The 11,937-nt window shown below is 36.9% G+C and carries 10 protein-coding genes; 5 read left to right on the top strand and 5 right to left on the bottom strand.

Annotation, left to right across the window (positions count from 1 at the left end; genetic code table 11):
- Positions 1–3: 3 nt before the first annotated feature.
- Complete coding sequence (locus NAF19_RS14485; RefSeq protein ID WP_252790777.1) at positions 4–768, bottom strand: DUF4391 domain-containing protein; 765 nt, start codon at positions 766–768, stop codon at positions 4–6.
- Positions 769–3,927, bottom strand: a complete 3,159-nt coding sequence (locus NAF19_RS14480) for a helicase-related protein (protein WP_252790776.1) — start codon at positions 3,925–3,927, stop codon at positions 769–771.
- A gap of 836 nt (positions 3,928–4,763) precedes the next feature.
- Here NAF19_RS14480 and NAF19_RS14475 point away from each other — a divergent pair.
- Together NAF19_RS14475 and NAF19_RS14470 are read left to right on the top strand one after the other, a co-directional pair.
- Positions 4,764–4,994 carry a hypothetical protein gene (locus tag NAF19_RS14475; RefSeq protein WP_252790775.1) on the top strand — a complete coding sequence of 77 codons (231 nt, stop codon included), beginning with the start codon at positions 4,764–4,766 and terminating at the stop codon, positions 4,992–4,994.
- A 109-nt stretch (positions 4,995–5,103) separates the two neighbouring features.
- Positions 5,104–5,733 carry a hypothetical protein gene (locus tag NAF19_RS14470; RefSeq protein ID WP_252790774.1) on the top strand — a complete coding sequence of 210 codons (630 nt, stop codon included), beginning with the start codon at positions 5,104–5,106 and terminating at the stop codon, positions 5,731–5,733.
- Between the two features lie 252 nt (positions 5,734–5,985).
- Here the strand turns inward: NAF19_RS14470 and NAF19_RS14465 are convergent, their stop codons facing one another.
- On the bottom strand, positions 5,986–6,411 hold the full coding sequence (locus NAF19_RS14465; protein WP_252790773.1) for an antA/AntB antirepressor family protein: 426 nt from the start codon (positions 6,409–6,411) through the stop codon (positions 5,986–5,988).
- Between the two features lie 278 nt (positions 6,412–6,689).
- A complete protein-coding gene (locus tag NAF19_RS14460) occupies positions 6,690–6,890 on the bottom strand; it encodes a helix-turn-helix domain-containing protein (protein WP_252790772.1) in 201 nt (66 codons plus the stop codon).
- A gap of 562 nt (positions 6,891–7,452) precedes the next feature.
- Between NAF19_RS14460 and NAF19_RS14455 the strand changes: the two genes are divergently transcribed.
- The 3 genes from NAF19_RS14455 to xseB all read left to right on the top strand — a co-directional run bounded on the left by NAF19_RS14455 (position 7,453) and on the right by xseB (position 10,844).
- Positions 7,453–8,709, top strand: a complete 1,257-nt coding sequence (locus tag NAF19_RS14455; protein ID WP_252790771.1) for a DUF4339 domain-containing protein — start codon at positions 7,453–7,455, stop codon at positions 8,707–8,709.
- Positions 8,710–9,214: 505 nt separating this feature from the next.
- A complete protein-coding gene (xseA, locus tag NAF19_RS14450) occupies positions 9,215–10,642 on the top strand; it encodes an exodeoxyribonuclease VII large subunit (RefSeq protein WP_252790770.1) in 1,428 nt (475 codons plus the stop codon).
- Complete coding sequence (gene xseB / locus NAF19_RS14445; RefSeq protein ID WP_252790769.1) at positions 10,632–10,844, top strand: exodeoxyribonuclease VII small subunit; 213 nt, start codon at positions 10,632–10,634, stop codon at positions 10,842–10,844. Before xseA ends, xseB begins: the two co-directional genes overlap by 11 nt.
- Before the next feature lie 63 nt (positions 10,845–10,907).
- Here xseB and NAF19_RS14440 read toward each other — a convergent pair whose 3' ends face one another.
- On the bottom strand, positions 10,908–11,846 hold the full coding sequence (locus NAF19_RS14440) for a DUF72 domain-containing protein (protein WP_252790768.1): 939 nt from the start codon (positions 11,844–11,846) through the stop codon (positions 10,908–10,910).
- Between the last annotated feature and the right edge of the window lie 91 nt (positions 11,847–11,937).

The following is an 11,937-nucleotide window of genomic DNA, read 5'->3' as shown; positions in this document are numbered from 1 at the left end:
ATATTAAATTAACGCGGTTAAGCGTTCTATTTCTTTTCGTTTATCGTTTATCGCAACATTCAATTGAACACGTTGGTTCAGTTGAGTTTCCTTTTTAGCCCGATTTTGCAGGCTGATTATCTCTTTTTTTAACTCCTCAATTCGCTCTAACCTTTTTAAGTCTTCCTGAGTACGGTTATGCGTTCGTGGTATATATACACCCGAAAGGCTGGCTACCTGCAAAGATATGATACGCTGCGTATAGGCATTGTAATAGGTTTGCAGGTTAGTTTTGTCTAAGTTGGTGAAATTAATACTATTTAAAAAATCCTGCTGGTTTTTTGTTGGGGTACTTTGTGAAATATCCTCACTAAAATATCTTTTATCGATGGTTCGCCTGCTGCTATCATTTTGGTTTATCTTTTTATCGAAGGTGTTAAATACAAAAGCCTGGTCATTATAAATGCAAAGTATTATTGGATACGGAATATACTTTTGTATCAGTTCAGCAATTTTTTGCTTGTTGCGTACAAAATCATCAACAGTTGTTTGTACAGTGATCACCTGTACCTCTTCATAAATATACTGTTCGTCTTTCCAGGCTATAATATTTGAGTTTGCCGGGCTGATGGTGGCTACCCAGTTAATCGCCTCAATAACATTGTAGTCGTCTAATAATGATCTTTCGGCACTGGTAAGGTCAAAATTACGTTTAAAAAAAGCCTTGGTTATTTTTTTGTTTAAAAGGCATCTTTCAGGTAACTGCAATATCCTATTTATAACGTCCATTTATTTTATCACTAAAAAAGAGATCAGTTCAAAATAATTCTCCTTACTTAGTTTGCTCATTTTAGTGCCTCCAGGTATTGCCAGCGTATCCAAGCCAAGTTCATCTTCCACGCCGTTTAAGTTAGCTATAGCTGCCGTTAAAAGCACTGTATAAGCCTCCATTAACCGACTGTCTTTAGTTTCCTTGTTAAACGCGGCAATTAGGTCATTTAAAAGCTCATTATGACCCAAACATAGCTTTTTAAAATAATCGAGGCATTTTTTAGGATTGTTTCCCGGGATGAAAATTTTGCCGTCCGTACCCACGTAACATAAGTGGTATGGGTAAATGGCATTATTGCTGAAGGCATCGGAAACAGCCACACCGGTGTTCTTGAGGCAAAAAATCACGCCTTTAACAGCATCAGTTAAGTTTACCTGTGTTATTGCATATATGCCTTTGGGTAATAAGTTATAATTTTCCCTGTCTTCTAAAGTAAGGCGATCAGCATCAATCTTAAAGTCATTAAAAGTCAGGTCAGTAATGCTGATACCGCCTTCGATATCTTCCAGATCAAGCACTTTTTCTTTAAGCTGTTTGAGCTGCCGCTTGCGATATTCCAAGTCCTGATTTTGTCCGGATGTTTCATCGATTATATTGTCATCACCGGTTGCAGAAACATCCAGTATTTGCATGCGGCCTTGTACGCGGCTGATAAGGTCGATATAATTATCCAGGTCGAGATTAGGGAAAAAGTTAACGAGTTTGATCCGTTGGTTTTTTGAGCCTATACGGTCTATTCGGCCAAAGCGCTGTATAATCCTTACAGGATTCCAATGGATATCGTAGTTTACCAGGTAATCGCAATCCTGTAAGTTTTGCCCTTCAGAAATACAATCCGTGCAGAACAAAATATCTATATCTGTTTTATTATCCGGAAATACCTGATCCCTTCTTTTTGATAGTGGTGAAAAGTTGGTTAATACTGAACTTAGATCTGTCCTGCAATTAGGTAAATTGGTTCTATTGGTATCTCCACCGGTAACCTGAGCAGCATATAAGCCAAGATCGTCCCTGATCCATTGGTGCAGGTTATCATAAAGATAAATGATGGTATCTGCAAAGGCGGAAAAAATAATTATCTTATTATTACCGGGATTAATAGGGTTGCCTATTTTATCACCAATCAGTTTTTTAAGGTCTATGAGTTTTGCATCTCTATCTATATCAATCACTTTGGTTATTGATAACAATGCGGTGATCCTCTTTTTATCATCAATCAATTCTTCACGGCATCGGATTAGGTCAATATCCTGTAGTAACACCTTTACCTTTCCGCCAACCAGCAAATCCTCCAGCAGGTCATCATCAAAATCAATATCATTGATATCCAGATTGGCATCAAACAGGCTGTTGCTTTGGGCATGGTCAACTTTTTCAAGCAAATAGTTTATCTGTCGTAATAACGACTCCAGGGTAAGGTAAAAGGAATGAATTGAGCTCTCCAGGCGCTTTAACAGGTTTACCCGCATCAGGTGGATCAAACTGCTTTCCCGTTCTACCTGTTTAAATATGCTTCCCGTTGAAGTAGTAATATCATATTTAGCCGCATACGTTTCCTTACGGTCTTCCCGTACGTATGATAATGGTGAATAGAACTTTAGATTTAACGCATTAAGCTCGTTATTTACGATATCAATTGCAGGAAACTTTCCATTAATGTCAAAATCTGAGGTTTTTGTTTCAGGAGCCATCCGTTCAGGAAACTTTCCGATATCGGTAACATCATAGTATTTTTGGATGTGCTTCCTGGAACGGGCAATTGTAAGCAGGTCGAGTATTTTAAAATATGAACCGTCGAGACTCTCAATCAAAGAATCCCGGTTAAATTCGTCGCCATCTCTGGCTTTAAGCCATTGGTTAAACTTATGCTGCGCTTTCCGTAGGGTAATATCAATACTTCCTATGCCAAACGGCGCCAGGGCTGTATCATTTTGCTCAGTAATAAAGGCTATTTGATTTTTAATATCATTCATCCTGGTGTTCACCGGCGTGGCCGATAACATCAGTACTTTGGTTTTTACACCTGATTTTATAATATCGTTCATCAGCCGCTGGTAGCGGGTAATGCCTTCCCTTTTGGGCGGGTTATTCCGGAAATTGTGCGATTCATCAATCACAATCAAATCATAGTTACCCCAATTTACTGTTTCCAAATTTATATCACCTGAATAACCAGACTCCCTTGATAAATCAGTATGGTTCAAAACGTCAAAATTAAACCTGTCTTTTGTAAGGATATTCCGTACATCATTTTGGGCATATACTATCCAATTATCCCTAAGCTTTTTGGGGCATAGAACCAGGACACGGTCATTTCGCATCTGGTAGTATTTCATTACAGCTAATGCCTCAAACGTTTTTCCCAGGCCCACGCTATCGGCTATAATACATCCACCGTATGTTTCAATTTTATCAATAGCCCCGAGCACCGCATCCTGCTGGAAATTATAAAGCATACTCCATATGAGGGTGTCTTTAAACCCAATCTTTTTCAGCCGTTGTTCGGATGCTTCATCAATAGTCGCATTCTGAAAAATATTGTAAAGACTAAACTTGTAGATATCCTCCGGTTTGTGATTTGAACAGGCGTTTTGAATTATTGCAATTACAGAATCTTTAATATCCTTGGTGCTATTACTCCAGAAACGGTTAAAAAGACTATGATACTGATCACCTACATCCTCAAATGACGTAGTAATAACGGGAGATGTCGAAGGCAGTAATCCGAAACTGATTAAATTCAGGTCGTGTGGGGCTATTGAAAAACAATGTGTTGAATTTCCGTTTTTTATGAGAATAAACTTTTGTCCACCCATGTTGCCATAGCGAATCTCGCATTTGTCTTTTACTACAGCTAAGGTTCTTTCGGCTATATACTTCGCTCTCAGATGAAGGTAAGTGCTGAATTCTCTTTCATCATAAGCAAATCTGATATCCTGGTTTACATCACCGTCAATCAAAATTTGGATTTGCTTTACCTTATTCAGTTCAGGCACTAATTCAAAGATGGCGTTAACACTGAAATAAGAAGTACTTATAAAAACTTCAGATCCTTCAACCAGTTGTTTTTTTACTTCATCAAATAAGCGGGTTTCCTGGTTGTTTATAAGTTTCACGTTTGCGAATGTAATAAGGCTTTAAAGTTGGTTAATTAAATAAGAAGTTGGTTAATTAAATAAGACTTTTGGCTCTGTAAATATATTATTGATAACCGGATTTCAAAATAGGATTTTGCTTTTTGCGTTTGTTGGTTAACTATCACGTCTTCAATTATTTGTGTGATAACAATAGTTTTTTCAAAAAAATATCGCTGGCTTACTGAAAATTAAAGATTGAAATTCTATTGGTGTATCCGTTTCAGTATCATACTCGCCTACACCCACCGTTTTAATTATTTTGAAATTTTATCAAATCCTCCTCGCCTAATATAGGATTAGATAGCTATGAATGGTAACATTTGTCGACAAACCCCGTAAGTTTAGTTAAAGCCGGTAGGAGGGTTATCTTTGATAAAGCTTTTTTTTCAAGTTTCAGGTTCATTATACGGTGAAGACTCATAAATCTTCACATTGCTCAATTTTGAGCGACGTGTTTAGTGATTTTCTCGAAAATAAATTATCCTTTATAAAAGACACTAATTTAAACTTCTAACAATCTGGTCATCTGTTTTATAATAGCTGAAATGGCCTTTTCAAAAATTGTATTACATAGCTATAACTTTCAAAATATTTTTTTCAACCCAAATTTTCCACTTATACATCACACGCTGAAAGGTACTTCATTGAGTACCCCCCACTCTGTTCCGGCGCGCCCTGTACCCCATACCTTGTTAAAATCGTAATGTCTGAACAGCATTCGGTTTTTGTTTTCAGTCTTGCAACATAGTAGCTCATTTTTTAAAAAATCCGGGTACGTCATTATTAACAAAATATTTCACCTTAATCCACCCAAAATGGTATCATTTAAATCCGTAAACCTTCGCCACGATGAAGAAGGTAAAACAATCCTTGACCTTGAAGTAACCGTCAAAAAAGATTCTCAGACAATTATCCTGATGTTCAGTCTCCCAGCAACTGCCGATCTGATAACAGGGATCCTCAAACAAGCGCTAAACATCAATGAACACTTTGACACCGCAATCGAAAGGGTAGGAGTGGCAGCATCCTCCAGCGGCAATATGTAGTACGGTGGCCTGGCGATGTAACAGTGATTTAAACCCGTGAAGTTTAAATCACTGTATTAAACTTTAAACATTTATTAATCAAACTTTTAAAATTTATCAACAAAAAAACATGGAAACAATCGAAGACAACACGCAATTAATACCAAATGAGTTGTTTACAGCTGCATTTATTAAACATTTTAAGTGTAAACGAAAAGAATTTGAAATTGAGATGCTCCTGGATAACGAATCCGCATTTGTCATCTATCAGCAACAGGGGTATAAAATTGAAACCTTTGACTGCCTGAAGAAAGGAGTTGAGTATATGTTAACTGATAAAGATAGAGCCCAACATATTGATCTCTCGATCTGGAACGAAGTCTCCGCTCCAATGCTTAAGAAATCGAAATTCTACATGGAAGTTATTGATGCATTGGACAATCAGGAACAAGCTAATTTATTTAGACTTGCAGTTACATTTGGTTCCTATACGGAAAATGTAGAAGAGATTTTTTGGTATGCTTTGCAAGAATTGGATAGAACTGGTGAGGTATTTGGAAATGCAATAGTGGCGGCAGCAAAGTCACAGAACTTCGAAAGGTTAGCCGATGATTTGACTAACCACCAAATTATGTATGGTGACACTGTGTACAACGACTTCGTTGGGGGAATATTTGAGATAGTTTATTTGGAAAATTCGGACCACACATTCTATATTTATTCTGCGGATCATTACAAATTGAACCAGGCGCTAAAATAATCTACCTGGAGACGTGAAGTAGTTGTCCAGTTATGAAAATCTATGAAAGGGGATCACAGTGAAATCAAATATTCAAGGACATTCGGTTAACAGGTTTTGCTTTATATAACTGGATAATTAATAAGAGGCTGGTCATAAATGTGACACAGCCTCTTATTTTGCAAAACTATCTATGGCTGATTGCACCACGTCTTCTTTTTAAAACTCCCACAGACTATTTAAGTCCTGATCAAAACTCCTTAATCCTCATGACTACTCAAATTTGAGTAACTCCAGCCTCTCGCGAAAATAACCTTGCGCAGTGTGACTGAATGGGTTTCCAAAAGCATCGTCAATAATCGTTATTTGGTGGTCTGCTGCCGGATCGTGAATTAGCTCATTAACTGAGTTAAAGTAATGCCGAGCAATGTCCCCTTTGTCAGTACGCTGTAAGAGGCATATGGACGCCGCACATCCCAGGGTAAGTACATAATCAGAGATAGTTCTGCCAGCTAAACCTTTATATAGAACGTGCGAATATTCATTCGTTTCGTCAAAGCTAAACTCTGAGGTATAATCCCACCATTTATTAAAAGGCGTTTTAATGTCAAAAAAGTAGTGAAGTGTTCGTGCCGATACCATTTTCATACTCGGTTCCTCCTCTGAAAATTGAGTTGCATCTGTGTTTTTGTTATTCATTTAATTATTACTGTTGTGATTTTCTATACATCAAATATACAAATAAAACTTTGTATATCAAATAGTTATGATAATAAAATGTAATTATTTTATGCGCTAAAGTTAGTGTAGGAACACCTTGGTTGACAACCAACCCTTACGGGATTTTATTAAAAATGGGTGTATTCAGAGTAGATAGATTTGTCCTTTGGTTAGGCTGCTTATCATAACTAAAGGACTGTTAAATAGGGAATCTGGTGACGGACTTTTTTTAGAATTATTTATTAATAAACATGCCGCTATTCCGTTGATAAAAGATTTGAAGGGGCAACATCAAGAGCTTTTGCAAGAGCAAATATCACAGAAACGCTTGTATTTAAAAGCCCCCGTTCAATTCTGCTGACAGTACTTAGCTCAATACCGGATAAGTTCGCCAACGCTTCTTGAGAAAAATCACCAAGCAAACGGTATTTCCTTACATTTTTAGCAAGAAGTTGCATTGCATATGGATCGCGGAGCTGTGACACGCTCCAAATCTTGAATATATTTTTATTTTAGATATAGGCTAATTAGCCTAATAGTTATTATACCTTTACCGATCAGGAAGCCAAGCATTACTTAAACCTTTTGTCTTGCAAAAAAACTTTTATAATAATGTTACGTGAGCTGTGATTAAGCAACAGTTTAAGCAAGTAAAAACAAATTCAAAAATACCGTAATCGATCATGATTATTAATTTAACCTTCTTATCTCTAATTTATACATAATAGTTCTATAGGTAATTACTTGACTGTAGTTATCTAATCTCAAGTTGTGGGCTCTATACGAGGTGGGTAAATCTTTTTTACTATAACTAGGTGAGTTACTGTCCGTATTTAGATGTTTCAGGAATGTGATCTGTTACATCCATAGGGTACATACGCTTGGTTCTTGCAATCAAAATTCGAATGAAATATTTTGAGAAATAACTTTTGATAAACTCAAAACCAACTTATTTAGCCTCATTGTCGATTACAGGGTTAATCGACCTAGTTGTTTATTTTATTAATAACGGTTCTATATATGCTGTATTATTATCTTGAAGGGTTTGAAAAAAAAGGGCCATATACGATTAGTGATTTAAGAGCCCTTAATTTAGATCGAGAAACCTTGGTTTTTACAGAAGGCATGGATAATTGGAAACCTATTAAGGACTTGGAAATTTTTAATCAACTAGAAGAAAAAGCGGTTTACCAGAGTAAAAATGGTGTAAATGAAAACATTAAAGAAAATATAATAAATGCCGAGAACATTACTGAGAACGACTTTTTTCGTGGACCAAGTAAAATCGAAATTCCCTATATCATCGTACTGTTGGTTTTTTACTTTGTGATTGTTGGTGTGACTTTTTTATATATTACCCACAAAAAGGATGATGATTATACTCAGGTAAATGATAAAATTAGTAAGGTTTTTAATGGTAAAAACACTATTGCTGATTATAGTTATGAAAAACCACGAGGAGAATTATATAAAGTTTTTTATGATGACAGTTTTCTAAAAGGTAATTATTACTTAAAAAAGGAAAAATTACCAGGTAAAAGTGAGTTAGTGGAAGTTGAACACGTCCTTGGTTCGAAGCCTAACAACTATTATGATAAAGATTATCAAAAAGAAGAGGCTATAAGAAAATGGGACTTTTTTAAGCAATTTGTACATTATTACGAAATTGATACAACAAGCAATGGTTTTAGTATCCTTAAATTGGAGAAAATATCAAATGAGCATTTTAGATTATCTGAAATATGGGCGGAAAATGTAGCATATAAAGTTAATGACAGCATTTATTATCCTGGTAAAAATTATGATTATGGCTTTTCTACTCCAAGTTATAGTATTTCAACCTATCGGCCTTCAATTGATACCTGTTACCAGGTTGCCGCTAGATTTTTAATGACTAATAACAAGATAAGTTTTTACGAAGCTGCTTCAATGGATAAAATAAATGCTTTTGTAAATACTAAATCAGAATTTTTCGAACTTAACCATTTGGAAACTGATACATATGTACGCCGTTACCACACTGCTTATATAGACCACGGAAATAATTCGCAATATAAAGAAAGAGTCAACAAGACATATTATACAACCGGCGACCATTACCTCGAAAATCAAAAATTTATTGTATGGTATAATGATCTTGATAAAAACGATTATCATTTGGTAGAGATTAAAGGCGTATTCATTAAATACTGGATAATATACTCCATTAGCTTCATGACACTCTTTTCTCTGATTTTCTTTGCTGTAAAGTATGGACGAAGAATACAGCTTAAATGATTCTTATACTCTGAAAGTTCCAAACTCTAAGTTTTAATAAACACTATTTTAAGGTTAAATATATGTCTGATTTGATGGAACTTTTTCAACACTGGTTGAGTTATGGATTTATGTACGGCATAATCCTATTAGCAGGGTTTGGTCTTTACGTCATCGTTGAAGACCGGAAAAGACGGAAAGGATAGTAAGCACAGATAACTGTTAGAATAGATATTTTTTAAGATATGTAATGAACGTAAATCAAACTTTCTTGATGACTTAATTTTAGATTACAAACTTTTTCAGTTATTAAATTCATAGTTGCACAGCAAATCCAATCTCAAAAACGCCATGCGTTCAAAATCAGGGGAGTATACAAAATTCCATTATCTAAAAATGAAGGAATTTAGGTCCCGTTCAGAATGTATAACGCATGGTAGGACAGTTTCTCCAAGTCCTATATAAGAAAATGTTACTTTTCGGATAAATAATCACAATTTTGGTTTAAACCCTAGGAATACAATAGATGCCTCCAACTGAACATTTAAGATTATCCCAGCTTGCTGACAAGGTCGAACAGACATTAAATAACGCCTTTAACGGCATGCACTTTTGGGTAATTGCTGATGTAACCAACCATAACCATAAAGCAGATTCCAACTACCATTACTTTGAACTTGTTGAAAAAACGTCCGGTACGGATAAAATATTAGCAAAGTTTTCAGCAAAAGCATGGGGTAACGGGTCCCGGGAGCTGGCGCTGTTCGGAACCCGTACCGGCCAAAAGTTCACCAATAATATTCAGGTATTGTTGCAGGTAAAAGTTACATACCAACCGACTTATGGGCTCCAATTAGAAGTCACCAGCATAGATCCGAATTTTACTTTAGGAGTTATTGAGCAGCAGCGTCAGCAGACTTTGGAACGTCTGTGCATTAATAATCCTGAAAGCATCCAAAAGCGGGGAGAGGAATACTGGACCAGGAACAAATCTTTGTCCATGCCCCTGGTAATACAACGCATGGCAGTCGTATGCGCCACAGGGTCTGCGGGTTGGCAAGATTTTAAGCACACACTTGACAATAACCTATACGGTTACCGGTTTGAGATCAGCCCATATTTCACGCAAGTCCAGGGAGAAACAAATGCGATAGCAATGGAGGAAAAGCTGATAGCTATTTTTCAATCTCCTATTCGTTTTGACGTTGTCGTTGTAATTCGTGGGGGTGGTGCACAAACTGACTTTCTGATATTTGATCATTACCGAATAGGTCGGGCAATTGCTCGGTTTCCCATACCGGTCATAACGGGTATAGGTCACCAAAAAAACATAACGATTGCCGATCAAATGGCACATACATCTGTCAAGACACCGACAAAGTCCGCTGAGTTTATAATAAATCATAATCGTACCTTTCAAGAGCAGCTCCTAAATATTCGTAAAAACCTCCTCATTAAAGCACAGCAAAATTTATCGGCCCGGAACAGTGAGTTAAATATTACCAAGACGCACATCACCAATGCCGCTTACCAGATGCTCTCATCGGAAAAAACCTATATCAGCGACATCGTGCAGGTTATCACCGGCAAAGGCCGCTCTATACCATATTTAAATCGTATAGCACTGGCTAATATTTCGGCAACATTGTTAACCCGACCTAAAATTGTTGTTTCAGAGAAATCCAAAGACCTTCAGAACTTGAAAATAAATATTATTCATTATCAAAAGAGTTTGTTAACGAATACCAAGGGGTATCTTAATCATTCTATATCTATATTTAAAGCTTACTCGCTTGAAAATACACTTAACCGAGGTTTTGCCGTAGTCAGTTTTAACGGAAGGATAATTAGTGATCCGGGAGTTTTGCAGAAAGGTGATAACTTTACCGTGCGTTTAAAGAAAACCGAACTATCCGTTACCTTACAAAATAAAACGAGCTACGATGGAAATTAACATGTCATACGAAGATGCTTTTAAGGAGCTCAGACAGATTGAGGCAGACATTCAAAACGAAACAGTGTCTGTGGACGTTCTTGCTGAAAAGATAAAAAGGGCATCTGAGTTAATAGCACTCTGTCAATCGAAGCTTACAAAAACCGAAGCTGAAGTCAATAAGATCATCAGCCAGATGGAACAGAAACCGGCGAATGGTTAAACCTGTAGGGACAGATATTGCGAATTTCTCCTGTCGTAATGCAAATAAAATCCCGAGGACCTGTCAAAGCAACGTTGGTCTTTTCACGTCCACGCCCAATTTCGCATTTAGCTGTTGTATTAGATAGTCACACATCACTGGGGTTAATCTCTCATTATGCTGATGCACAAAGAACCATACCGACTTTAGACCTTGATCTCTCCAAACCTTCAATCGTTCCACCCATTCATCAATCCTCGTGTAGTCAACTTCGTGTGGCTTGCTACGTCCTAGACTGGTATCTCCTTCAACTTTAACATTTATTGGCGAAGCTCCGACAAATCTGATTATAGCATCAGTAGTAGATAAATTCATATGAAGAACATCCCTTCGACCTGGTGCATCTGTTATCACCCATGGTATATCTAATCGGCTCAATAAATTGAACAGATCTATCCGATTAGATTCGATTGCAAACCAATCTCTGTGACGCACCTCTACCGCTACTTTCAAATTTCGGGGCATTGACTCTAGATAAGCCTTGAGTTGAAGATAGCTTTTTGGTGTAATGTTGTCCGGCAGCTGCAACAACAACGGGCCCACGTGACTACCAAGCCCATTAAGGCTTTCGTAAAACTTTGTTGTAACTTCCTCTGCATTGACAAAACGTCGGATATGCGTTATGTGCTGTGGGAACTTAGGGAGAAATTTGAAATCAGGTGATCCTGAGACCTGTTCTTTCCACTTACTGAGTTCTTCAGCTTTATAGATATTATAGAATGTGGGACCGAACTCAATGGTATTAAAATTCTCGGAATAGACTTTAAGATATTCGTCTTCTTTCAGTGTATTTGGATAGACTACTCCCTTCCATCGTTTGTCAGCCCATTTAGCTCCACCGATACGTATTTCTAGGTTAGCACCATTCCTTTTATCTTGTAATGTCTTCGTTGTCGCTTCAGGGTCTGGCGGTAAAGCAAAATTAACACCTTCAAACTCGCCGTTTAAATTTCCAAATTCCATAAAGCAAAGTAAACATTTATTGCATGAAGTTGTGTATAGCGACGTCTAAAAATCCACATGCTTTTTATAATTTTAAACACGGGAATTGGTG

This window comes from Mucilaginibacter flavidus (assembly GCF_024055575.1).
Classification (GTDB): domain Bacteria; phylum Bacteroidota; class Bacteroidia; order Sphingobacteriales; family Sphingobacteriaceae; genus Mucilaginibacter; species Mucilaginibacter flavidus.
The sequence above is the reverse complement of the archived record's forward strand: the minus strand, read 5'-3'. Positions and strand labels throughout refer to the sequence as shown.

Excerpts from the sequence above, each read along its gene's own strand:
- NAF19_RS14485 (WP_252790777.1), bottom strand. The coding sequence starts at position 768 with ATGGACGTTATAAATAGGATATTGCAGTTACCTGAAAGATGCCTTTTA.
- NAF19_RS14475 (WP_252790775.1), top strand. The coding sequence starts at position 4,764 with ATGGTATCATTTAAATCCGTAAACCTTCGCCACGATGAAGAAGGTAAA.
- NAF19_RS14470 (WP_252790774.1), top strand. The coding sequence starts at position 5,104 with ATGGAAACAATCGAAGACAACACGCAATTAATACCAAATGAGTTGTTT.
- NAF19_RS14465 (WP_252790773.1), bottom strand. The coding sequence starts at position 6,411 with ATGAATAACAAAAACACAGATGCAACTCAATTTTCAGAGGAGGAACCG.
- NAF19_RS14460 (WP_252790772.1), bottom strand. The coding sequence starts at position 6,890 with ATGCAACTTCTTGCTAAAAATGTAAGGAAATACCGTTTGCTTGGTGAT.
- NAF19_RS14455 (WP_252790771.1), top strand. The coding sequence starts at position 7,453 with ATGCTGTATTATTATCTTGAAGGGTTTGAAAAAAAAGGGCCATATACG.
- xseA (WP_252790770.1), top strand. The coding sequence starts at position 9,215 with ATGCCTCCAACTGAACATTTAAGATTATCCCAGCTTGCTGACAAGGTC.
- xseB (WP_252790769.1), top strand. The coding sequence starts at position 10,632 with ATGGAAATTAACATGTCATACGAAGATGCTTTTAAGGAGCTCAGACAG.
- NAF19_RS14440 (WP_252790768.1), bottom strand. The coding sequence starts at position 11,846 with ATGGAATTTGGAAATTTAAACGGCGAGTTTGAAGGTGTTAATTTTGCT.